The organism is Streptomyces sp. NPDC001157, from assembly GCF_053598255.1.
This window is the reverse complement of the sequence record NZ_JBSFJW010000014.1, coordinates 1-23,342: the sequence shown is the minus strand read 5'-3', so window position 1 is coordinate 23,342 and position 23,342 is coordinate 1. Positions and strand designations below refer to the sequence as shown.

Here is a 23,342-nt window from a genome sequence, read left to right as displayed (position 1 = left end):
CACTATGTCTGATGCTGCGCAGCCCACCGCTGCCGAGGTACGAGCCGCCGCCGAGGCGGTCAAGACCGCGCTCGACCGCCACCTGGCCGCGGTCGAACGCAGGTCCGGGGAGGATGACCAGGCCGTCTACGAGGCGTTCAACGAGCTGGCCGCGGCCGCCGAGACCTACGACGAGCTGCTCTACGACCGCTACGACGAGGTCACGCCCTTCGAGATCCCCGGTGCGGAGGACACGCTGCCGCCGTACAGGGGCCCCGAGGAGCCGAATGCGCTGAGTGTGCTGATCCGCCGCGACTACGCCGTCGCGGAGCCGCATCGGCTGCTGGCGCAGGCGCAGCGGGTGGAGGCGGCGGACGACGACGAGCGGGGGGCGGAGGCCTCCGCGACCGTGCACGGGGCGCTGGGCGTTCTGTTCGGTGAGTTCGAACCGGACGAGATCGCCTCGCGGCACAAGGAGTTCGGCCTGGAGGAGGGCGACTCCACGCTCTGGGTGACGGCCACGGACGAACCCGCCGAGCCGGGCGACTGGCTTCAGGCGCCGTTCGAGCAGATCGACCCGCAGCGGGTGGTCTGCCGTTTCGACGTCAGCTCCGTCTTCGACGACGAGATCGACGACGGGGGCCTGGTCGGCGTGGACGACGACCTCGAGGACGACCTGGACACGGATCTGGACGGCGAAGAGGACTTGGAGCCGTTGGACGCGGATCGCTAGCGCGGGCCGCTGGCGCGGGGCTGGACCGTTTTTCGGCGGCGGCGTTCACGGATGATCTCCGTGAACGCCGCCGCCGCTTGGGTGCGTGGTCTGTGCGGTTGGTGCCTGTCCGTGGGTCGACTGTGGCTGGTCGCGCCCACGCGGCGGAGCCGCAAATCGACACAGCCCCGCGCCCCTTGGCGGGTGCCGTGACCCGTGGTCAGTCCGTGGCCGGGACCTGTGTGGTGAGCAGAAGCGGCAGACGGGTTGTGCGGGGCTTGGCCGGGACCTCGGCCACTGCTCGGGGGAGGGCCTGGTCCACGCCGTGGACCACCGACAGGTGGCGGTCCGCCCTGCCGAACGCCGTGTAGACCCACGGTCGGCTGAGGGACTGCGCCGCGTCCCCGGGCAGCACCACGACCACCGCGGGCCACCGGCTGCCCACCGCCTGGTGCGCGGTCAGCGCCCACCCGTGCCGCACGGACTGCTCCACCCGCTCCTTCGGTACGACGACGGGGGTGCCCGCGCACGACAGGTGCAACCCGGCGGCGTCGGCCGTCACGACCTCGCCGGGTGTCGTACGGCCCGGTCCGGGGGAGTAGGCGATCCGGTCGCCGGGGTCGAAGCCGCCGAAGCGGCCGGGGCCGGGGTTGAGGCGCTCCTTCAGTGCCGCGTTGAGCGCGCGGGTGCCGGCCGCGCCGCCGTGGCCCGGAGTGATCACCACGGTCTGCTCGGGCGGCACGCCGATCGCCCGGGGCACCGAGTCGGCGACGAGCTGCACCGTCCGGTGGACCGCCTCGCCCGCGTCACGGACCGGAACGATCACGATCTCCTTGCCGGGGGCCTCGACCTGGCCCAGCTCCCCGATGCCGATGCCGGAGACCAGCTCGCCCAGGGGGCCGAGGTCCGGCCGTCGCGAGGCGATCCGGGGGCAGACCCGCGCCGCCAGCAGATCGGCGAACACCCGCCCGGGCCCCGCCGACCACAGCACTCCCGGATCCCCGGCCAGCACCAGCCGGGCACCGTCGGGCAACGACTCGACGAGCAGGGCCCCCGTCTCGACGTCGAGTTGGGGCGCGTCGAGCACGACGAGAAGATCCAGATCGAGCGCCCCGTCCGTGTCCCGCCCGGGCCCTTCATCACCGGAGAGGAGCCCGGCGACAGTGGCGACGGAGGCGGTGTCCGGCTCGGTGCCGGCGGCCGCAGCGCCGTCCGCCGCCCGGCCGTCGGCCCCGGGGCCTCCCGGCGTATGGCTGTCGCGCAGGGCGCGTGCCGTGCCGTGGTCGGACATGGCGCCGCTCACCGTGCTGTCGCCTGGCGCGGCCCCGCCTGGGCGCCCCGGCCCTTCCCGCAACGCTGCGAACCGGTCGCGGCCGACAGGGCTGTGTGTGGCGGCCCAGGCGCGCAGGCCGAGGGTGGCGGCAGCCCGCAGCAGTGCCGCCGGTTCGGTCAGGGAGGCCTCGCCGCCGGTGTGCAGCACCAGGCCGTGGCCAGCGACCGCGCGGATGAGCTCGGCCGTGGAGTCCTGCGCGGAGGCGGCGGCTCGCTCCCAGGCCTCGGCCGAACCGTCCTCCTTCGGCACCGAGTTGATCAGGCGGGTCAGTCCGTCGGCCAGGCTCTCCTCCGCGAGCGCGTACCGCTCCAGGCCGACCAGGATCCGTACCGGACGTTCCTCGGCCTCCTCGCCCTCCTCGGTTGTCTGCGGCGCCGGAGCGGTCGGGTCGAGGGCGTCCTGGAAGACCAGGACCTCGCCCTCCGCGACGGCGCTGTGCACGGCCGCGTCGGCGTCGGGCACGCCCCGCTGGGCCAGCGCCGCGGTGAGCGCAGGCATCTCCAGCGCCGTATGCCCGGCGAGCGCCGCCTGCTCCAGCAGCCAGCCCGTCAGCGCCCGGCCTCGCCGCTCGTCGTCCGGACCGCACTCCGCGCCGAGCAGCGCCCGCGCGAAGCCGTCGGCCTGCTCGGGCCGCACACCGCCGACGCGCAACAGCAGCCAGGGGTCCTCCCGGAGAAGGTCGTCGGCGCCCTCGCCGAGGGTCGCGGCGACCTGCGGTGCGAGCGCGTCCGGCGCGCCGCCGTCGCTCAGCACCCGCCGTACCCCGTCGACGGCCTCCGGCGCGGGAGCAGCGGGCGCGGCCGTGGGGGCCGGCTGCGGGCGTCGTACCGGCTCGGGGGCGGGGCGGCGCGGAGCGGAGTCGCTGAACACGGCGGCCACGGGCTTCTCGCCGCTCTCCACGGCACGGACCGCGGCCAGCAGATCCGCGGCCTTCCCGCTGAGCTTCGTGCCGCTCTCGATCGGCCCCGCCTTCTCGGCCTTGCGCCGCTCGATCCGCTCCCGCTCCAGCCGCTGAGCGGCCAGCTCGGCCTCGGCTTCGGACAGTTGAGCGGCGGACTCGCCCTCGGCGCTCTTGTTCCCGGTTCCGTCCTCCGCTCCGGGCGACGGGGCCGGGACGTCCGGTTCGCCGCTCTGTCCCGCCGCTCCCGGCGTCCCCGGCTCGGCGTTCTCTGCGTCCTCGGTGGGCTCGGGCTCCGTGCTCACAGCGTGCTCCAGTCGTGATCGGGATAGCGGTGCACGGGCGCCGACACGTCGTCGAGCGCCCGGCAGATCTCGTCAGGAAGACTAAGGGCCTCCACTGACAATGCCGCCGTGAGCTGGGAAGAGTTGCGTGCGCCGACGATGGGCGCGGCCACGCCCGGCCGGTCGCGGATCCACGCGAGGGCGACCTGGAGGGGCGTCACCGCGAGGCCGTCCGCCGCGGTCTGCACGGCGTCCACGATGCGGCTCGCGGTGTCGTCGAGGTACGGCGCGACGAACGGCGCCAGGTGCTCCGAGGCGCCGCGTGAGTCGGGCGGCATGGCCTCGCCCCGGTACTTGCCCGTCAGGACCCCGCGGCCCAGCGGCGAGGACGGCAGCAGGCCGATGCCCAGGTCCAGCGCGGCCGGCAGCACCTCGCGCTCCACGCCGCGCTGCAGCAGCGAGTACTCCATCTGCGTGCTCGCCAGCCGGGTCCGCAGCCCGGGAGCCGCCAGCTGCCAGGTGGCCGCCTTGGCGAGCTGCCAGCCGCAGAAGTTGGAGATGCCCGCATAGCGGGCACGGCCGCTGCTGACCGCCAGGTCGAGGGCCTGGAGGGTTTCTTCGAGCGGGGTGTACGGGTCGAAGGCGTGGATGTGCCAGACGTCGACGTAGTCCGTGCCGAGCCGGGTCAACGAGGCGTCCAGTGCGGAGAGCAGGTGCCCGCGCGAGCCGTCCACCCGGCGGTCCGGGTCGGGCACGCTGCCCGCCTTGGTCGAGATCACCAGGTCCCGGCGCGGAACCAGGCCTTCTATGAGGCGTCCGAGCAGGTACTCGGCCTCCCCGTCGCCGTACACGTCCGCCGTGTCGACGAGGCTTCCGCCCGCCTCCCAGAACGTCTTCAAGAGGTCCGCGGCGTCGTGCTCGTCGGTGTCCCTGCCCCAGGTGAGCGTGCCGAGTCCGATGCGGGACACGCGAAGGCCGGTCCGGCCGAGATACCTCTGCTCCATGAACGCCGAGATTACTGGCCCGACCGTTCGGCGTGGGGGCCTGTGGACAACCAGTTTCCGCACGCTAGGGTCTGGCGAACAGGGACGTTACTGATCGGTAAGGGGTATCGGCATGCAGCTCGGGATCAACCTCGGCTACTGGGGTGCCGGAATGGACGCGGACAACCTGGAGGTCGCGAAGGAGGCCGACCGGCTCGGGTATGCCGTGTGCTGGGCCGCCGAGGCCTACGGTTCGGACGCGGCCACCGTGCTCAGCTGGGTCGCCGCCCAGACCGAGCGCATCGACGTCGGCTCGGCCATCTTCCAGATCCCGGCCCGGCAGCCCGCGATGACCGCGATGACCGCCGCCACCCTCGACTCGCTCTCCGGCGGCCGCTTCCGCCTCGGCCTCGGCGTCTCCGGACCGCAGGTCTCCGAGGGCTGGTACGGCGTCAAGTTCGACAAGCCACTGGCACGCACGCGTGAGTACGTCGAGATCGTGCGCAAGGCGATGACACGCGAGCGGCTGTCGTTCGAGGGCGAGCACTGGACCCTGCCGCTGCCCGGCGGCCCGGGCAAGCCGCTCAAGCTGACCGTGCACCCCGAGCGCGAGCACATCCCGCTCTACATCGCCGCCATCGGCCCCAAGAACCTGGAGCAGACCGGTGAGATCGCCGACGGCGCCCTGCTGATCTTCCCCTCCGCCGAGCACCTGGAAGAGACCACGATCAAGTACCTGCGCGCCGGGCGGGAGAAGGCCGGCAAGACCCTCGACGGCTTCGACGTCTGCCCGACGCTCCCGCTCTCCGTGGGCGAGGACAAGGACGTGGCCACCCTCGCCGACGCGTTCCGTCCTTACACCGCGTTGTACGTCGGCGGGATGGGCAGCGCCAAGCAGAACTTCTACAACCAGCTCGCCCAGCGCATGGGGTTCGAGGCGGCGGCCGCCGAGGTCCAGGAGAAGTACCTGTCCGGCGACAAGCAGGGCGCCGCGGCCGCGATCCCGCACGACCTGATCGACAAGACGGCGCTGCTCGGTTCCGTGGACCGCATCGCGGACCGGATGAAGCAGTACGCGGAGGCCGGCGTCACCACCCTGAGCCTCAACCCGGCCGGCTTCACGCTCGACGAGCGGATCGCCTCGCTGCGGGCCGGCACCGAAGCCCTGGAGCGCGCCGGACTGGCGTAACGAACGGAGCGGGCCGGGGGAGATTTTCTGCGGCCGTGGTGGGGGCTCGGGGGTCTTCCCCGCCACGGCCGTCACGGGGAACAACGCGCCCGGGCGCGCGCGGTTACGCCTCCGAACCGACTCCTTGGGTCCTCCTTTTGGCCGAGTTGTCCGACACAGCTGTTGCAGCACCTCTTGCGCCGCATTTGACTCGTTCTTTGCGGAATCCCACGGAATCCGGGCGGGACCGGCAGAACAGAGACCGGCAGAGAGGTGCCCACGATGCTTTCGGCCAGGAGTCTTTTCCAGGAGATCCTCGACGACGACGAGTCGTTCGCCCTGTTCTGCTCCATCGCGGCCAGCGGGGAGTCCCAGGGCGGCTGGGAGAACGGGCGGATCGCCGCACTCGTCCCCGACAGCCAGCGCACACTCGCCCCCAAGATCACCCGGCACGGCGCCGACGAGGACAAGCACGGGCGGATCTTCAACGCCCTGATGAGGAAGCGCGGTCTCGAACCCGTCCCCGTACCGCCCGAGACCGACTACACGATGCTCCTGGAGAAGAACGGCATCGGCCTCCCCCACGAGAAGCTCAGGAACGACGAACCGCTCACCGTGCAGGACATCGTCACCTACCTGTCCCACAGCCGGGTCACCGAGCAGCGCGCCTCCGAGCAGATGGAACTGCTGCGCCGGCACTTCGCCGACCACCCCGACATCGGCCGCGCGGTGCGGATGATCTCCGACGACGAGGACAACCACCTGGCCTACTGCCACGAGGAGTTGCTGCGCTTCGCGTACGCAGGACACGGCCGCGCCATCCAGCGCACGCTGCGGGAGTGCGCGCTCGCGGAGATCCGCATCTACCGGGACGTCAGCCTCGCCGTCATGGACCGCATGGGGCGCATCCTCGGCTGGCCGCGCGCCAAGTCGGCGCTGCTCGCCGCCGGCATCCACGCCGTCTACGCGTACGAGCGGTGCGCGGGCTGGCGGCGGATGGTGAGCCTGCGGATGCCCGAGCGACGCGACGCGCTCGGCGGACCCGCCACGACCGCACCCGGGTTCGCCTGAGTCACAGCCAGCCCCGGCGCTTGAACAGTCGGTACAGCAGCACCTCCAGGGCGGCCATCGCCAGGATCACCGCCGGGTACGACACCGACCAGTGCAGCTCCGGCATGTGGTCGAAGTTCATGCCGTAGATCCCCGCGATCATCGTGGGGACGGCCGCCATGGCCGCCCACGCGGAGATCTTCCGCATGTCGTCGTTCTGCCGCACGCTCATCTGCGCGAGATGCGCCGACAGCACATCCGAGACCAGCCGGTCCAGGCCCTCCACCGACTCGTTCACGCGCGTGAGGTGGTCGCTGACGTCCCGGAAGAAGGGCTGTGCCTTCTCGTGCACGAAGGGCACCCGGGTGCTGAAGACACCGCCGCCCGCCAGCCGGGCCAGCGGCTGCGCCAGCGGGCCCGTGGCCCTGCGGAACTCCAGGACCTGCCGCTTGAAGGCGTAGATGCGGGACGCCGTGTGCCGCGAGCCGCCGGCGGTCGGCGAGAACACCTCGGTCTCCAGCTCTTCCAGGTCGGTGCCGAGTTCGCCCGCCACCTCCAGGTAGTGGTCGACCACGGCGTCGGCGATCGAGTACAGCACCGCCGTGGGCCCGTGCCGCAGCATGTCGGGCTCCTCCTCCAGCCGGTGCCGCACGGCCGCGAGCGGCGCCTCCTCGCCGTGCCGGACCGTCACCACGAACGAGTCGCCGATGAAGACCATGACCTCCCCGGAGGTGACGATGTCGCTCTTCGCCTCGTAACCGACCGGCTTGAGGACCATGAACAGCGAGTCGTCGTACACCTCCAGCTTCGGCCGCTGATGTGCGTTCAGTGCGTCCTCGACGGCCAGCGGATGCAGCCCGAACTCCTCCGAGACCCGCTCGAACTCCTTCTCCGTCGGCTCGTACAGGCCGATCCAGACGAAGGCGTCACGCCCCCGACGGCACTGCGCCAGGGCGTGCGAGAAGTCCGCGGGCCCCTCCGTCCGGCGCCCGTCCCGGTAGATGGCGCAGTCGACGATCACGGAGCGTATTCTCCCGCCGCCCGCCCCCGGCCGCACCTCGTCGTGCGCCTACTCTTGGCCGCATGCCCACGCTGATCCTGGTCCGGCACGGACGTTCCACCGCCAACACGGAGGGGGTGCTCGCCGGCTGGACGCCCGGTGTCGCTCTCGACGAGCGCGGCGCCACGCAGGCCGCCGCACTGCCCGGACGCCTCGCCGGGCTGCCCATCGCCGAGGTCGTCACCAGCCCGCTGCAGCGCTGCCAGGAGACGATCCAGCCACTCCTCGACGCCCGCCCCGAGCTGACCGCGCACACCGACGAGCGGATCGGGGAGGCCCACTACGGCGACTGGTCCGGCCGCAAGCTCGCCGAGCTGGGGGACGAGCCGCTGATGGAGGTCGTGCAGGCGCACCCCTCGGCCGCCGCGTTCCCCGGCGGCGAATCGATGCGCGCGATGCAGACCCGCGCCGCCGAAGCCGTACGAGAATGGAACGCGCGCGTGGAGCGCGACCACGGCGCCGACGCCGTCTACCTGATGTGTTCGCACGGCGACATCATCAAGTCGCTCGTCGCGGAGGCACTTGGACTTCATCTCGACCTGTTCCAGAGGATTTCCGTTGAACCGTGTTCCATCACCGCGATCCGTTACACACGTCTGAGGCCGTTTCTCGTACGGCTCGGTGACACCGGCGATTTCGCGTCGCTGGCGCCGCGCGAGGAACCCCCGGCCGGGGACGCCACGGTCGGGGGCGGTGCGGGCGCACCGTGATCGTCGGGCGCAGTAGGGTGAAGCGGTCGCAATAGCGCCGCACCCGTCCGCACCAGCAGTTCGTGCGGTCATCCGGTCCGATGTCGATCCACGATTCCAGGAGACAGGACGTGTCCCGTCAGGTGTTCCTCTACGACCCCCCGGACCGCTTCGTGGCCGGTACGGTCGGTATGCCCGGACGCCGTACGTTCTTCCTCCAGGCCACCGCGGGACCCCGCGTGACCAGCGTGGCCCTGGAGAAGACCCAGGTCGCCGCCCTTGCCGAGCGCATGGACGAACTGCTCGACGAGGTCGTACGGCGCAGTGGCGGCAGCGCAGCCGTCCCGGCCGTGGCCTCCACCGAGATCTCCGACACCGATCCGCTGGACACCCCCGTCGAGGAGGAGTTCCGGGTCGGGACCATGGCCCTCGCCTGGGACGGCGAGGAACAGCGCATGATCGTCGAGGCGCAGGCCCTCGTGGAGCTCGACGCCGACTCCGAGGAGGACCTCGCCGAGGCGGAGGAACGTCTCCTCCAGGACGAGGAGAACGGGCCCCCGATGCTGCGGGTCCGGCTGACCGGCGCGCAGGCCAGGGCCTTCGCCAAGCGCGCCCTCGACGTCGTCAACGCCGGGCGGCCGCCGTGTCCGCTGTGCAGCCTCCCGCTCGACCCGGAAGGACACGTATGTCCGCGCCAGAACGGATACCGCCGCGGAGCGTGACGACCGACGAGCCGCTCGCCGACCTGCTCACACACGGCGAGCTCACCGTGCGCGGTCGCATCCGTGAGGCGTCCAACGCGGCGCTGTACTGCACGATCTCCCACGACGGCAGGGAAGCGTCCTGCATCTACAAGCCCGTCGCCGGCGAGCGGCCCCTGTGGGACTTCCCCGACGGCAACCTCGCCCGGCGCGAGGTGGCCGCCTACGAGGTGTCCGTGGCGACCGGCTGGGGGCTCGTCCCGCCCACCGTGCTGCGGGAGGGGCCGTACGGCGAGGGGATGGTCCAGTTGTGGATCGAGGTGAGCCCTGAGGCCGAGCTGCTCGCCCTGGTCGACGGTGAGGAGCCGGAGCCGGGCTGGAAGGCTATCGGCTTCGCCGAGGTCGGCGAGGGGAAGACGGCGCTGCTGGTGCACGCCGACGACGAGCGGCTGCGGCGGCTCGCCGTGCTCGACGCCGTGATCAACAACGCGGACCGCAAGGGCGGCCATCTGCTGCCCACGGCCGAGGGCCGGTTGTACGCGATCGACCACGGAGTGACGTTCAACACCGAGAACAAGCTCAGGACGCTGCTGTGGGGGTGGGCGGGGGAGCCGCTCGATCCGGAGGCGATCGACGTTCTCAAGGCCCTCCAGGGGGCCCTCAGTGCCCAAGGAACGCTGGCCACGCGGCTGGCGGCGCTGATCACGGAGGCCGAACTGGACGCCACGCGCGCGCGTGTCACCGTACTCCTGGAGACGGGGAGGCATCCTGAGCCGAGCGGTGAGTGGCCGGCCATTCCCTGGCCGCCGGTGTAGAAGCAGACTGGCCGGTATCACGCAAGAGCGCCTTACCGGCCATCCGGCCCGGTCCGGTTCGTATACGGAACTTCCGTCCGGTTAGGCTCATGACATGCATGCCTGGCCCGCTTCCGAGGTCCCCGCCCTGCCTGGTCAGGGCCGCGACCTGAGGATCCACGACACCGCGACCGGCGGTCTGGTCTCCCTCGACCCCGGTCCCGTCGCCCGTATCTACGTCTGCGGCATCACGCCGTACGACGCGACCCATATGGGTCACGCGGCGACCTACAACGCGTTCGACCTCGTTCAGCGCGTGTGGCTCGACACCAAGCGGCAGGTTCAGTACGTCCAGAACGTCACCGACGTGGACGACCCGCTGCTGGAGCGGGCGCACCGTGACGGCGTCGACTGGGTCGCCCTCGCCGAGCAGGAGACCGCCCTCTTCCGTGAGGACATGACCGCCCTGCGGATGCTGCCGCCGCAGCACTACATAGGTGCGGTCGAGGCGATACCGGGCATCGTGCCGCTCGTCGAGCGGCTGCGGGACGCGGGCGCCGCCTACGAACTCGAGGGTGACATCTACTTCTCCGTCGAGTCCGACCCCAACTTCGGCAAGGTCTCCGGCCTGGACACGGCAGCGATGCGGCTGCTGTCCGCCGAGCGCGGCGGCGACCCGGACCGTCCGGGCAAGAAGAACCCCCTCGACCCGATGCTGTGGATGGCCGCCCGCGAGGGCGAGCCCAGTTGGGACGGCGCATCGCTCGGGCGCGGTCGCCCCGGCTGGCACATCGAGTGCGTCGCCATCGCCCTGGACCACCTCGGCATGACCTTCGACGTGCAGGGCGGCGGATCCGATCTCGCCTTCCCGCACCACGAGATGGGCGCCTCGCACGCCCAGGTGCTCACCGGGGAGTTCCCCATGGCCAAGGCGTACGTCCACGCCGGCATGGTCGCCCTCGACGGCGAGAAGATGTCCAAGTCCAAGGGCAACCTGGTCTTCGTGTCCGCGCTGCGGCGCGACGGGGTGGACCCGGCCGCGATCCGGCTGGCGCTGCTCGCCCACCACTACCGGTCCGACTGGGAGTGGACGGATCAGGTCCTCGAGGACGCCGTGGCCCGGGTCGGCCGCTGGCGCGCCGCCGTCTCCCGGCCCGACGGGCCGCCCGCCGAGGCGCTGGTCGAGGAGATCCGCGAGGCCCTCGCGAACGACCTGGACGCCCCGGCCGCGCTCGCCGCGGTCGACCGCTGGGCCGCACTGCAGGACGCCGAGGGCGGTACGGACATCGGCGCACCCGGTGTCGTGTCGCGGGCCGTGGACGCTCTGCTGGGCGTGGCCCTCTAGCCGCAGCCGGCTGGGCACGGGCAAGGGGCGCTTCCTCGGTGGAGGAAGCGCCCCTTGTGTCACTTCGCGTGGGTCGGACCGCCTGGATCAGACGTGTGGATCAGATCCTGCGGATCTGGATGCTGCGCAGGACCTGCGGTGAGCCGGAGTCCCAGATGCCGACGACCTGGTGGCCGAACGCGAAGGCCTCCTGGATCTGGTCGTGGGTCTGGGGGTTCGGGTTGGCGAAGATCCTCAGCTGGCCGTTGATGCGCAGCGCGATCAGGCTGGGCTGCCCCGGCAGCGGCTGGACGACGTCGATGTAGCCGTCCGCGATACCGGCCTGCAGCACCTGAGCCTGCACCTGCTGCTGGGCGTGCTGCACGGCGACCTGGGCGATCTGGTGGAGCTGCTGCTGCACCTGCTGCTCGACTTGTTGCTGCTGGCCCATGTGCTGCTGGAAGGGCTGCTGCTGGCCGAGCTGCTGGAGCAGTTGCTGGAAGGGCTGCTGCTGGCCGAGCTGCTGGAGCTGCTCCAGCGAGCCGCCCATGCCCATGCCCATGGGCTGCTGCTGCCCGAACGGCTGCTGCTGGCCGTAGCCCTGCTGCTGTCCGAACGGCTGCTGCTGGTACTGCTGGTAGGGCGACGTGCTCGGGAACTGCTGGCCTTGCTGTTGTCCCAGTTGGCTCATCTGCGGGGTGGTGCTCATGCGGGTGTCACCTTCCCTTGATGGTTGGGATTCGTCAGCCCGTGACGACCAGGCCGACGATCTCGTCGTCCGAGAACCACACTCGGACGTCGGGCCGTCCCCCCGCGAAGGCGGAGTGCACCGCCTGGCGGATCTCCGGGGACGGGTGGTTCAGGTTCCGCCAGGCACCGGCCACGAACAGCCTGAGCCTCGGCGGAAGTTCACGGGGGTAGGGCAGCAGCTCGTCCCAGTACCGTTCGGCCTGGCCCGAGCCGACCGCCTCCGGCAGCAGATGGGTGACCGCCGCCTTGATGTCGGGCCGGTTGCCGATCCGCTGGGAGGCGGGCCGGCCCGGCGCGTCCTGCTGCGGGGAGCCCGTGGCCCGCAGCACCGCGCGGGCACTCTCCGGGGACATCGGCGGCTGGGCGGCTGCCTTGAGCATCCCTTGCAGCGCGGCCAGCGCGCCGACCACCACCGGGGAGGCGGAGGAGGTCCCGGAGAACGTGTCCGTGTACCAGGCGATCTCCTCGGGCCCGCCCTGCAGATCGCCGGGCTTGTCCCAGAAGCCGCCGGTGGTCGTGACCTCGCGTCCCCAGCCCTGGGCGTCAAGCCGGGCGCCGTAGTTGGAGAACGCGAGCCTCGACCGGTCCGGGCCGTGATCGCGGCCGTGCGTGCCGGGCGGCGGTGCGCCCGCGCCGACCAGTACGGCACCGGAGGACTGGTTGGAGGGGTTGAACGGGTTGCGCCACCACTCGGGGAATTCGTCCGGGCGGCGCTCGTACACCGCGTCGTCCAGCGACTCCCCGCCGTTGCCGGCCGCCTCGACGACGAGGACGCCCTTGGCTGTGGCGTACCGGATCGCCGCGTAGTCGTCCGGCCACCACTCGACCGCGACATAGCCGCGTTGGTCGTCTCGCTCGGCGTACTCGAACCGCGGTCCGGGGCGGTGCAGTTCGACGAGTACGACGTCGCCGGGGCCGAGCCGGTCGGCCGCCGCATGGATCGCGGCCGCCGTGCCGATGCCCTGGAAGGACGCGGCCGCGGTCACCGCCTCCGGCACGATGCCGTTGACGCCGTATTCATTGCGGTCGCCGCCGATCACACCGATCACGGCGGTGCCGTGGTTGCGCCAGGCGAGGTCGGTCAGCGGGGTGCCGACCACGACGCCGGCCAGCTTGGCTGCCAGGTCCTCATGGCCCAACTGCCAGGCGCCCTCGACGTCGATGACCGTCACCCCCTGACCCGACCCACCGGGGCGCTGCCAGGCCCAGTGGGCGTCTATCCCCTCGGGTGCGGGGCGCAGATAGCCCTGCCGGCTGCTGAAGTCGGGGGTGACGGGCGCCCCTTCCTTCAGTCGGCCGCTCTCCTCCGCCAGGGAGGCCGGTACGGCACCGGGCTTGATGTACGCCGTCTCGACGCCCGGCAGCGCGGCGATCCGCGAGCGCAGCTCCTCGGCGCGGCTCTCGCCGCCGCGCACTCGGTAGAACATCGCGAGGTCGGGCACGTTGCCGTCGCCGGGGGCGGCGGACTGCTGCAGCCGTTCCTCGCTGCCGAACAGCGGCTGAAGGGCCAGCTGTTCGTCGCTGAGGAACATGTTGAGAGCGGAGACGTCGGCTCCCGCGGCTGAGCGGACGCCCTCGGCCTGGGCGCGCAGCCTGGCCTCGGGACGGGCGACGACGATCAGTTCCGGCTCGGCTCCTCGATAGGTGAATCCCGCTCCGTCGGGCCCCGGCCCGGACGTTCCCGGCCCTTGCGCCGGCTGTCCCTGGTCGCTCATCGGTACCGCTCCCTTCGGTCCGTGCGGGTGCGCCATCGGTGCACAACCAAGCACGATCTCGGCGAGGCGTCCACCCCGTCTTCACCAACTCGGTTTGAAAACAAGTTGAATTGGGTAGCGTGTGCAATCCGTCCTGAAACCGATGTCACGTAGCAAACCGGCCAAAGACTGCAGAGTTCGCAGTCATGGGGCGAGGCGACAGAACGCAAAGTGGGCGGTGCGAAAGCTGCGCACCGCCCACTTTGCGTTCTGTCGCCCCGGCTATTCCTCCGACGACTCCTCGTCGTCCGGACCCGGCTTCGGCGGCTTCGGCGGCTTCGTACGACCGCCGGGGTTGTCCCGCAGATACGACGTGCTGTCGCTGCCGTCCGCGGTCGCGTGTCCACCGCTCGACGGGCCTGAGCCGTCCCGGCGACGCAGGTAGCGCTCGAACTCGCGGGCGATCGCCTCGCCCGACGCCTCCGGCAGCTCCGCGGTGTCCCGGGCCTCCTCCAGCGTCTGGACGTACTCGGCGACCTCGCTGTCCTCGGCGGCCAGTTGGTCCACGCCCACCTGCCAGGCGCGCGCGTCCTCGGGCAGTTCGCCCAGCGGGATGCGCACGTCGATCAGGTCCTCCAGGCGGTTGAGCAGGGCCAGCGTCGCCTTCGGGTTCGGCGGCTGCGACACGTAGTGCGGCACGGCCGCCCACAGCGACACGGCCGGCACACCCGCGTGCGTACACGCCTCCTGCAGGACGCCGACGATGCCCGTCGGGCCCTCGTACTTGGTCTCCTCCAGGTCCATGCGCTGCGCCAGGTCCGAGTCGGACGTGGTGCCGCTGATCGGGACCGGCCGGGTGTGCGGGGTGTCGCCCAGCAGGGCGCCCAGCACCACCACCAGCTCCACACCCAGCTCGTGCGCGAAGCCCAGCAGCTCGTTGCAGAACGAGCGCCACCGCATCGACGGCTCGATGCCCCGGACGAGTACGAGATCGCGCGGCTTCTCGCCGCCGACCCGGACCACGGACAACCTTGTCGTCGGCCACGTGATCTTGCGCACGCCGCCGTCCATCCACACCGTGGGGCGGTTCACCTGGAAGTCGTAGTAGTCCTCGGCGTCCAGCGCCGCGAACACCTCGCCCTTCCACTCCCTGTCCAGATGTGCGACCGCGGTGGAGGCGGCGTCGCCGGCATCGTTCCAGCCCTCGAACGCGGCCACCATGACCGGGTCGATCAGCTCGGGAACCCCCTCGAGCTCGATCACCCAGGCCTCCTTCCGACGTGCCCTCCGCTTGACCACCCAACCTTACGGCGTTCCGCGGGGGCGCCCGCAGCCCCCTTGCACGGGGGAGTGAACGGATCACTGCCCCGTCCGGGGCCCTCGAACACCCATGATCGCCACCGCGGGCCGGCCCCGCCCGCGAAGCCGCTCAGAGCGTGGAGCGAAGCCACTGCTCCACGCTCGCGATGTGTACCGTCGCCCAGGACCGCGCGGCCTCCGCGTCCCGGTCGCGCAGGGCGGCCAGGATCGCCCGGTGCTCGTGCAGGGTGCGGCTGACCGCGTCCTCCTGGGTGAGTCCGCGCCAGATACGGGCCCGCGTGGTCGGCCCGGACAGACCGTCCAGCAGCGAGCAGAGCACCGAGTTGCCGGAGCTCTGCACGATGCCCCGGTGGAAGTCGAGGTCACAGGCGACCAGCTCCTCCACCGACGGAGCGTCCCCGAGCTTCTCCAACTGGGCGGACAACGCGTCCAGTTGCTGCTCGCTGATCCTGGAGGCGGCCATCGCGGTGGCGGCCGGCTCCAGGATGCGGCGCACCGCCAGGAACTCCAGCACCGTGTCGTCGCGGTGGAAGTCGACGACGAAGCTCAGCGCCTCCAGCAGCAGCTGCGGATCGAGGCTGGTCACATACGTGCCGTCGCCCTGCCGCACGTCCAGGATCCGGATCAGCGACAGGGCACGCACGGCCTCCCGCAGGGAGTTGCGGGACAGTCCCAGCTCGGCGGCCAGCTCGCTCTCCTTGGGCAGCCGGTCGCCGGGGCGCAGCGCGCCGGAGACGATCATTCCCTTGATCTTCTCGATCGCCTCGTCGGTGACTGCCATGGGCGGCCTCCCTGTCGTTCAGACCTGTCGTTCAGACATCCGATGTCTCGGTTTCATTATGGGGGTTCAGTGGGCTGAACGGGGTGTCGAACGCTCAGCTCGGGGCGAGAATCTCCAGGTCGGCGAGGACGGCGCCCTCGCCGAGGGCCCTCAGCTCACGGTCCCGCATAACGCGTGCACTGCTGCTGGGGCGCGAACCGACCGTGCGGCGCGCGGACTTGGGCGACGTGGACACCGTACGGGAGGCCGTGTCCTCACTCGGCTGACGTCGCGTCGAACCACTCCTTGCCGTCGGCCCAGTGCTTCACCCAGCCGGCGAATCCGGGCGCGGAGGTCGTGAATCCGAACTCCGCGCCGAACGGCATGGCACCCACATCGGTGACGTGCCATATGTGGCCCCGCTGGGGGCCGGTGACAACGAGATGCCAGTTCATGGCGCATCCGTCCGTCCCCAGCACGATCGAACCGTGGTTGAGCACCTGGTCCACGACGGTGTCGGGATCCTCGTACGGCCCGTCGTCCTCCTCCCAGAGCCAACCCCGAGTGAGCGGGAACGGCTTGCCCAGCTCCCGGTCCTGCCCTTCGCCGCCCCAGTCGTCCGGCAGCTCGGCCAGCCCCATGAGCCCGTACTCCGGCGGCCCCTGGAGCGATCCGTCGGACATCTCCGCGACGAACGTCCGATAGGGCTCGGGCAGGACGACCCCGTGCTCCGCCTCGAAGGCATGCACCGCCCCCCAGCCCAGCGCCGACTCCCCGCCGTCGTCCACACCGAATGCCGCACGCAGCACGGCGAGATCCTCGGGACCGGCCTGATCAGTGTTCATGCGCCCATGAAAACACCCGCCACTGACAACGGCGGGGGCACGTGTGACAACGGCGGGGGCACGCGAAAAGGGCGGCTCCGTCGGCGCGGAGTCGCCCCTCTCGCGGATCCGGCCCCCTAGGGGAGAGGGACCGTTCCCCGATCGTGCCGGCCCAGGTCAGGGAAGGGGCCGACGCGAGGTCACTTCTTGTCGAGCAGGTCCTGGACCTTGGCGCGGACGTCGTCCGTGGCGAGGCCCCGGATCGTCAGCGTCGTACGGCGGCGCAGTACGTCGTCCGGCGTCTCGGCCCACTCGTTGTCCCGGGCGTAGACGACCTGCGCCCAGATCTCCGGAGCGTCGGGGTGGACGCGCTCGCCCAGCTCGGGGTTGTCGTTGGCGAGGCGGGCGATGTCGAAGGCCAGCGAACCGTAGTGGGTCGCCAGGTGCTTGGCGGTGTCGGCCGCCATGCGCGGACCCGGCGCAGGGTGGTCGACGAGCAGCCGGTGCGCGACCGCACGCGGGTTGGCGACACCCGGCAGTGGCAGCTTCTTCGGCAGCGAGGAGATGGGCTCGAAGTCGTCGCCCAGCGGAGCGCCCGGCAGCGCCTCCAGCTTCTGCATCACCGTACGGCCGATGTGCCGGAAGGTGGTCCACTTGCCGCCCGCGACGGACAGCATCCCGCCCTTGCCCTCGGTCACCACGGTCTCGCGCTTGGCCTTCGCCGTGTCGCCGGGGCCGCCCGGCAGCACCCGCAGACCCGCGAAGGAGTACGTGATCAGGTCACGGCTGAGCTGCTGGTCCCGGACCGAGAAAGCGGCCTCGTCCAGGATCTGGGATATGTCCTTCTCGGTGACCGAGACATCCGCCGGGTCGCCCTCGAACTCCTCGTCGGTCGTACCGAGCAGCAGCATGTCCTCCCATGGGAGGGCGAAGGTGATGCGGTACTTGTCGATGGGGGTCGCGAGCGCGGCCTTCCAGGGCGAGGTCCGCTTCAGGACCAGATGCGCGCCCTTCGACAGCCGGATCGACGGCGCGGCACTCGGGTCCTCCATGCGGCGCAGGTGGTCGACCCAGGGGCCGGTCGCGTTGAGCACCAACCGGGCGTTGACGCCGAACTCGTCACCGGAAGTACGGTCGCGCAGGTCGGCGCCGGTCACCCGGCCCTTGGTGAACCGAAGTCCCGTCACCTCGGCGTGGTTCAGGACGACCGCCCCCGCCTCGACGGCCGCGCGGACCGTCATCAGCGCCATGCGGGCGTCGTTCATCTGGTCGTCGCCGTAGACGGCGACGGCCTTGAGGTTCTCGGTGCGCAGCTCCGGCACGTCCTGCGCCGCCTTCGCGGGGGACAGGAGGTGACCGACGCCGTCACCGAACGCGGAGAGCGCGGAGTAGGCGAAGACGCCCGCCCCGAGCTTCGCAGCGCCGTGCGGCCCGCCCTTGTACACGGGGAGGTAGAACGTGAGCGGGTTCGCCAGGTGGGGGGCCACCTGACGAGACACCGCACGGCGCTCGAAGTGGTTCTCCGCCACCAGCTTCACCGCGCCGGTCTGCAGATAGCGCAGACCGCCGTGGAGCAGCTTGGAGGAGGCGGAAGAGGTGGCGCCGGCGAAGTCGCCGGCGTCGACCAGCGCCACCCTGAGGCCGGACTGCGCGGCGTGCCAGGCGGTGGAGATGCCCAGGATGCCGCCGCCGATCACGAGGAGGTCGTACGACGCCTTGGCGAGCTGCTCCCGGGTCTCGGCGCGGCTCGGGTTGGAGCCGGAGGCCGGGCGCGTACCGAGGGCAGGCACGGACTGCAGGGTGGACTGACTGGTCATTTCGGGTTCTTACTCCTCATCAGAGCGTGCTGAGCCGTCGAGTGGCTCTCGTCAGCTCTCTTCGTCCTCGAGCCAGCCCATCGTCCGCTCGACGGCCTTGAGCCAGCTCTTGTACTCACGGTCGCGGGCGTCCGCGTCCATGCGGGGGGTCCACTCGGCGGCCCGCCGCCAGTTGGCGCGCAGGTCGTCGGTGCTGGTCCAGAAGCCGACGGCGAGACCGGCGGCGTAGGCGGCACCGAGGCAGGTCGTCTCGGCGACCATCGGGCGCACTACGGGCGCGTCCAGGAAGTCCGAGAGGGTCTGCATCAGCAGGTTGTTGGAGGTCATGCCGCCGTCGACCTTGAGGGCCGCGAGCTCGACGCCCGAGTCCTTGGTCATGGCGTCCGTGATCTCACGGGTCTGCCAGGCGGTGGCCTCCAGGACGGCACGCGCGAGGTGCGCCTTGGTGACGTACCGGGTCAGGCCGGCGATCACACCGCGGGCGTCGGAGCGCCAGTACGGGGCGAACAGACCGGAGAAGGCCGGTACGAAGTACGCGCCGCCGTTGTCCTCGACCGAGAGCGCGAGCGTCTCGATCTCGGCGGCGGTGGAGATCAGGCCCATCTGGTCGCGCATCCACTGCACCAGCGAACCGGTGACGGCGATCGAGCCCTCGAGGGCGTAGACCGGCTTCTCGTCGCCGATGCGGTAGCCGACCGTCGTCAGCAGGCCGCTGTACGAGTTGATGATCTTCTCGCCGGTGTTCAGCAGCATGAAGGTGCCGGTGCCGTACGTCGACTTGGCCTCGCCCTCGGCGAAACAGGTCTGGCCGAACAGGGCCGCCTGCTGGTCGCCGAGCGCGGAGGCGACCGGGATGCCGCCGAGCAGGTCGCCCAGCTTGCCGCCCTTGATCTCGCCGTAGACCTCGGCGGAGGAGCGGATCTCCGGCAGCATCGCCAGCGGGACGCCGATGGACTCGGCGATCTTCTCGTCCCACTCCAGCGTGTGCAGGTTCATCAGCATGGTGCGGGAGGCGTTGGTGACGTCGGTGTAGTGCTTGCCGCCGTCGACACCACCGGTCAGGTTCCAGATGACCCAGGTGTCCATGGTGCCGAAGAGGATGTCGCCCGCCTCGGCGCGCTCGCGCAGGCCCTCGACGTTGTCGAGCAGCCAGCGGGCCTTGGGGCCGGCGAAGTAGGAGGCCAGCGGCAGGCCGGTCTCGCGGCGGAAGCGGTCCTGGCCGACGTTGCGGCCGAGCTCCTTGCACAGGGCGTCGGTGCGGGTGTCCTGCCAGACGATGGCGTTGTGGACGGGCTCACCGGTGTTCTTGTCCCAGAGCAGCGTGGTCTCACGCTGGTTGGTGATGCCGATGGCCTTGATGTCGTCACGCGTGATGCCGGCCTTCTGGATGGCCCCCGCGACGACTTCCTGGACGTTGGTCCAGATCTCGTTGGCGTTGTGCTCGACCCAGCCCGGCTTCGGGAAGATCTGCTCGTGCTCCTTCTGGTCGACGGAGACGATGCGTCCGTCGCGGTCGAAGACGATGCAGCGGCTGGAGGTGGTGCCCTGGTCGATCGCGGCGATGAAGGGGCCGGCGGTGTGGGCGTCGGTCACTGTGTGCTCCTGAGGTTCCATGAGTAAGGGGACTGTCTACGACTGCTTGCTACGACCGCGTGTTCTAAGCGAAAGCGATGTTGTAGATGCCCGCAGCGAGCGCGGCGCCGATCAGGGGACCGACCACCGGGACCCAGGCGTAGCCCCAGTCGGAGCCACCCTTGTTGGGCAGGGGCAGGAGAGCGTGCACGATGCGCGGACCGAGGTCGCGGGCCGGGTTGATCGCGTAGCCGGTCGGGCCGCCGAGGGACAGACCGATGGAGACGACGACGAGCGAGGTGATCAGCGCGCCCAGGACGCCCAGGCCCTTGCCGCTGTCGTTGAGGCCCTGCGTGAGGACCGCGAGCACCAGCACGATGGTGCCGATGACCTCGGTGGCGACGTTCTGCCAGGCGACGCGGACCTCGGGGCCCGTGGAGAAGATGCCCAGGACCGGGCCGGCGCCCTTCTCCTGCGCCTCGACGGCCTTGGCCGCGGTGGCCTGCGCACCCGGACCGCCGACGATCTCCTTGTCGGTGAGGTGCGCGTGGAACTGGCCGTAGTAGGCGACCCAGACCAGGGCCGCACCGATCATGGCGCCGAGCAGCTGTCCGCCCCAGTAGACCGGGACGTCGCTCCAGTCGATGCCGTTCTTCTTGAGCGCGAGCGCGAGCGTCACGGCCGGGTTCAGGTGGGCGCCGGAGAGCGGCGCCGAGGTGTAGACCGCCGTGAGTACCGCGAAGCCCCACCCGAAGGTGATGGCCAGCCAGCCGGCGTTACGGGCCTTGGAGGCCTTCAGCGTCACGGCGGCGCAGACGCCGCCGCCGAGCAGGATGAGTATGGCGGTACCGATGGTCTCGCCGATGAAGATGTCGGAGCTGGACACCCGCGACTCCTTTGTCCTTCGTCCAGGGGACCGAACCCCGGGTCCCTCCGGGAGTTCGAGCTGCCCTCGGGGGTGAGAGCGAATACCGGCCCTTGGCGTTGTCACACTCTAGCGCGTATTGCCGGTAGGTGTTCGACAATGCCGACCGATGGACGGGAGTCTTGCTCCGGCGTCAGGTGTGCGTCAAGGCCTGTGTTCGCGAAAATGCGATCGTTATCGATCGCCTGTGAACAGTCGATCTTGCAGGTCAGATGCGTACGACTGCGTACGGCCGGGTAATGAGCACCGCGCGTACCGACCGGCCGGTTCGCCTGGTCGTCTCCCGGGCACGGCAGAGGCCGGGACGTCGCCCGACACCCCGGCCCTCTCCTGTGTCCTGCTGCGCCGCTCAGAACCGCCCGGCGCCCAGATCCCGCGACACCGCACGGGCGCAGTCCCGCACCGCGGCGATCAGCTCCGGGCGCAGCTCGCCGTCCCGGCACAGCCGCTCCACGGCGCCGGTGATGCCCACCGCGCCCACCGGCATCCGCCGCCGGTCGTGGATGGGTGCGGCCACGGACGCGACGCCCTCCCAGGTCTCCTCGACGTCGGCCGCATAGCCACGCGCGCGCGAGATGTCGAGGATGTGCTCGAAGTCCTCCTGCTCGCACACGGTCCGGTCGGTGAAGGGCTTGCGGTCGGCCTCGATCGCCTCGCTGTGCGCGACCGGGTCGTAGGCCGACAGGACCTTGCCGAGGGCCGTGGAGTGCAGCGGCTGCATGGCCCCTATCTCCAGCACTTGACGGCTGTCGTCGGGCCGGAAGACGTGATGCACGATCAGTACGCCCTGCTGGTGCAGGACACCGAGATACACGCTCTCCCCGCTGGACCGGGCCAGGTCGTCCGTCCACACCAGGGCGCGCGCCCGCAGCTCGTGCACGTCGAGATAGGTGGTGCCCAGGCGCAGCAGTTCGGCGCCCAGCTGATAGCGCCCGGAGGCGTCGTCCTGCTCGACGAAACCCTCCTGCTGGAGGGTGCGCAGAATCCCGTGGGCGGTGCCCTTGGCGAGGCCCAGTGACGAGGCGATGTCCGAGAGGCCGAGCCGTCGCTCGCCGCCCGCGAGCAGCCGCAGCATCGCGGCCGCCCGTTCGAGCGACTGGATGTTCCGTGCCATCGCCGTACTGCCTCCGTCCCCTTCGACCGTCGACGTGCGACGTCGCTGCCGCTGTTCGGCAATGTCGAACACTACCGGTCGATGTCGACCTCTCGCTAATGGTCGGTCCGTATCCGTCGGGTTCTGTTGTGTCACTCGTATCCCGGGAGTGACGTGCCCGTCATCCTCGTCCGCCCCGTGGACGCCCCTGACCATCCCCGGCCGACCCCGGTTACCCTGGCGAGGTGCGCCCATCGCGGAGAGTTCCGCGGACCGCGCAAAGCCGACAGCCGTCGCACCAAAGGGAGCCCCTTTCATGGCCTCGTCGCCACTGACCCCTTCCGCCGACAGCCGGACCCGTGTGTCCGCGCTCCGTGAGGCACTGGCCACCCGTGTGGTGGTCGCCGACGGAGCGATGGGCACCATGCTGCAGGCGCAGGACCCCACCCTGGACGACTTCCAGCAGCTGGAGGGCTGCAACGAGGTCCTCAACGTCACCCGCCCCGACATCGTCCGCTCGGTGCACTCCGAGTACTTCGACGCGGGCGTGGACTGCGTGGAGACCAACACCTTCGGCGCGAACCTCACCGCCCTCGGTGAGTACGACATCCCCGAGCGCGTCGCCGAGCTGTCCGAGGCCGGCGCCCGCATCGCCCGCGAGACCGCGGACGAGTACGCCGCCCGCGACGGCCGGCAGCGCTGGGTGCTGGGCTCGATGGGCCCCGGCACCAAGCTGCCCACCCTGGGCCACACCACCTTCAACGCCATCCGCGACGCCTACCAGCAGAACGCGGAGGGCCTGCTCGCCGGCGGCGCGGACGCGCTGCTGGTGGAGACCACCCAGGACCTGCTGCAGACCAAGGCCTCCGTCCTGGCCGCCCGCCGTGCGATGGAAACGGCCGGGTACGAGGTCCCGCTGATCGTGTCGGTGACGGTGGAGACGACCGGCACCATGCTGCTCGGCTCGGAGATCGGCGCCGCACTGACGGCCCTGGAGCCGCTCGGCATCGACATGATCGGCCTGAACTGCGCGACCGGCCCGGCCGAGATGAGCGAGCACCTGCGCTATTTGGCCCGCCACTCGCGCATCCAGCTGTCCTGCATGCCGAACGCGGGCCTGCCGGTCCTCGGCAAGGACGGCGCCCACTACCCCCTCACGGCGCCGGAGCTCGCCGACGCCCAGGAGACCTTCGTCCGCGAGTACGGCCTCTCCCTCGTCGGCGGCTGCTGCGGCACCACCCCCGAGCACCTGCGGCAGGTCGTCGAGCGGGTCCGTGACCTGGCCCCCACCGAGCGCAACCCCCAGCCCGAGCCGGGTGCCGCCTCCCTCTACCAGACCGTGCCCTTCCGCCAGGACACCGCGTACCTGGCGATCGGCGAGCGCACCAACGCCAACGGCTCCAAGAAGTTCCGCGAGGCGATGCTGGCCGGCCGCTGGGACGACTGTGTGGAGATGGCCCGCGACCAGATCCGCGAGGGCGCGCACATGCTGGACCTGTGCGTGGACTACGTCGGCCGGGACGGCGTCGCCGACATGCAGGAGCTGGCCGGCCGCTTCGCCACCGCCTCCACCCTGCCGATCGTGCTGGACTCCACCGAGGTCGACGTCATC

The 23,342-nt window shown here is 70.9% G+C and carries 21 protein-coding genes; 8 read left to right on the top strand and 13 right to left on the bottom strand.

Annotated features, from left to right (window positions below):
- Positions 1–4: 4 nt before the first annotated feature.
- Positions 5–712, top strand: coding sequence for a hypothetical protein (locus tag ACWDAG_RS24165; RefSeq protein WP_450697634.1), 708 nt, complete (start codon positions 5–7; stop codon positions 710–712).
- A gap of 199 nt (positions 713–911) precedes the next feature.
- On the opposite strand, the gene ACWDAG_RS24160 is transcribed toward ACWDAG_RS24165, so the two are convergent.
- Both ACWDAG_RS24160 and ACWDAG_RS24155 read right to left on the bottom strand, forming a co-directional pair.
- Entirely contained in the window at positions 912–3,227 is a 2,316-nt protein-coding gene (locus tag ACWDAG_RS24160; protein ID WP_450697633.1) for a helix-hairpin-helix domain-containing protein, read from the bottom strand.
- Positions 3,224–4,210, bottom strand: a complete 987-nt coding sequence (locus ACWDAG_RS24155) for an aldo/keto reductase (protein ID WP_450697632.1) — start codon at positions 4,208–4,210, stop codon at positions 3,224–3,226. The genes ACWDAG_RS24160 and ACWDAG_RS24155 overlap by 4 nt, the downstream gene beginning before the upstream one ends.
- 112 nt (positions 4,211–4,322) lie before the next feature.
- Between ACWDAG_RS24155 and ACWDAG_RS24150 the strand changes: the two genes are divergently transcribed.
- Positions 4,323–5,378 carry an LLM class F420-dependent oxidoreductase gene (locus ACWDAG_RS24150; protein WP_450697631.1) on the top strand — a complete coding sequence of 352 codons (1,056 nt, stop codon included), beginning with the start codon at positions 4,323–4,325 and terminating at the stop codon, positions 5,376–5,378.
- Between the two features lie 261 nt (positions 5,379–5,639).
- A complete protein-coding gene (locus ACWDAG_RS24145) occupies positions 5,640–6,428 on the top strand; it encodes a ferritin-like domain-containing protein (RefSeq protein ID WP_450697630.1) in 789 nt (262 codons plus the stop codon).
- A 1-nt stretch (position 6,429) separates the two neighbouring features.
- Here the strand turns inward: ACWDAG_RS24145 and corA are convergent, their stop codons facing one another.
- Positions 6,430–7,428, bottom strand: a complete 999-nt coding sequence (corA, locus tag ACWDAG_RS24140) for a magnesium/cobalt transporter CorA (RefSeq protein ID WP_450697629.1) — start codon at positions 7,426–7,428, stop codon at positions 6,430–6,432.
- A 62-nt stretch (positions 7,429–7,490) separates the two neighbouring features.
- Here corA and ACWDAG_RS24135 point away from each other — a divergent pair, with 62 nt between their 5' ends.
- The 4 genes from ACWDAG_RS24135 (at position 7,491) to mshC (ending at position 10,996) form a co-directional block, all read left to right on the top strand.
- On the top strand, positions 7,491–8,177 hold the full coding sequence (locus tag ACWDAG_RS24135; RefSeq protein WP_450697628.1) for a histidine phosphatase family protein: 687 nt from the start codon (positions 7,491–7,493) through the stop codon (positions 8,175–8,177).
- Between the two features lie 110 nt (positions 8,178–8,287).
- Entirely contained in the window at positions 8,288–8,878 is a 591-nt protein-coding gene (locus ACWDAG_RS24130; protein WP_123964039.1) for a DUF3090 domain-containing protein, read from the top strand.
- The gene (locus ACWDAG_RS24125) at positions 8,842–9,672 is read left to right on the top strand and encodes an SCO1664 family protein (protein ID WP_450697627.1); all 831 of its coding nucleotides are present in this window, start codon (positions 8,842–8,844) and stop codon (positions 9,670–9,672) included. The genes ACWDAG_RS24130 and ACWDAG_RS24125 overlap by 37 nt, the downstream gene beginning before the upstream one ends.
- A 94-nt stretch (positions 9,673–9,766) precedes the next feature.
- Positions 9,767–10,996 (top strand): cysteine--1-D-myo-inosityl 2-amino-2-deoxy-alpha-D-glucopyranoside ligase, encoded by a 1,230-nt coding sequence (gene mshC / locus ACWDAG_RS24120; protein ID WP_450697626.1) that lies wholly within the window; start codon positions 9,767–9,769, stop codon positions 10,994–10,996.
- Between the two features lie 100 nt (positions 10,997–11,096).
- Here mshC and ACWDAG_RS24115 read toward each other — a convergent pair whose 3' ends face one another.
- The 10 genes from ACWDAG_RS24115 to ACWDAG_RS24070 form a co-directional block, all read right to left on the bottom strand.
- The gene (locus ACWDAG_RS24115; protein WP_450697625.1) at positions 11,097–11,684 is read right to left on the bottom strand and encodes a hypothetical protein; all 588 of its coding nucleotides are present in this window, start codon (positions 11,682–11,684) and stop codon (positions 11,097–11,099) included.
- A 34-nt stretch (positions 11,685–11,718) separates the two neighbouring features.
- The gene (locus ACWDAG_RS24110) at positions 11,719–13,440 is read right to left on the bottom strand and encodes a S8 family peptidase (RefSeq protein WP_450697624.1); all 1,722 of its coding nucleotides are present in this window, start codon (positions 13,438–13,440) and stop codon (positions 11,719–11,721) included.
- A 261-nt stretch (positions 13,441–13,701) separates the two neighbouring features.
- Complete coding sequence (locus ACWDAG_RS24105; RefSeq protein WP_450697623.1) at positions 13,702–14,682, bottom strand: PAC2 family protein; 981 nt, start codon at positions 14,680–14,682, stop codon at positions 13,702–13,704.
- Between the two features lie 166 nt (positions 14,683–14,848).
- Complete coding sequence (locus ACWDAG_RS24100; protein WP_030947615.1) at positions 14,849–15,520, bottom strand: FadR/GntR family transcriptional regulator; 672 nt, start codon at positions 15,518–15,520, stop codon at positions 14,849–14,851.
- 94 nt (positions 15,521–15,614) lie between these two features.
- Positions 15,615–15,755 carry a hypothetical protein gene (locus ACWDAG_RS24095; protein WP_450697622.1) on the bottom strand — a complete coding sequence of 47 codons (141 nt, stop codon included), beginning with the start codon at positions 15,753–15,755 and terminating at the stop codon, positions 15,615–15,617.
- A 19-nt stretch (positions 15,756–15,774) separates the two neighbouring features.
- Positions 15,775–16,344, bottom strand: coding sequence for an SMI1/KNR4 family protein (locus ACWDAG_RS24090; RefSeq protein WP_450697621.1), 570 nt, complete (start codon positions 16,342–16,344; stop codon positions 15,775–15,777).
- Between the two features lie 179 nt (positions 16,345–16,523).
- Positions 16,524–18,140 (bottom strand): FAD-dependent oxidoreductase, encoded by a 1,617-nt coding sequence (locus ACWDAG_RS24085; protein WP_450697620.1) that lies wholly within the window; start codon positions 18,138–18,140, stop codon positions 16,524–16,526.
- A gap of 51 nt (positions 18,141–18,191) precedes the next feature.
- Positions 18,192–19,733, bottom strand: coding sequence for a glycerol kinase GlpK (gene glpK, locus ACWDAG_RS24080; protein ID WP_361259838.1), 1,542 nt, complete (start codon positions 19,731–19,733; stop codon positions 18,192–18,194).
- A gap of 64 nt (positions 19,734–19,797) precedes the next feature.
- Positions 19,798–20,598 (bottom strand): MIP/aquaporin family protein, encoded by an 801-nt coding sequence (locus ACWDAG_RS24075; RefSeq protein ID WP_450697619.1) that lies wholly within the window; start codon positions 20,596–20,598, stop codon positions 19,798–19,800.
- 388 nt (positions 20,599–20,986) lie between these two features.
- Complete coding sequence (locus ACWDAG_RS24070; RefSeq protein ID WP_390696625.1) at positions 20,987–21,751, bottom strand: IclR family transcriptional regulator; 765 nt, start codon at positions 21,749–21,751, stop codon at positions 20,987–20,989.
- 295 nt (positions 21,752–22,046) lie between these two features.
- Here ACWDAG_RS24070 and ACWDAG_RS24065 point away from each other — a divergent pair.
- Positions 22,047–23,342: homocysteine S-methyltransferase family protein (locus tag ACWDAG_RS24065; RefSeq protein WP_450697618.1), on the top strand; the 1,296-nt coding region annotated here is incomplete at its 3' end.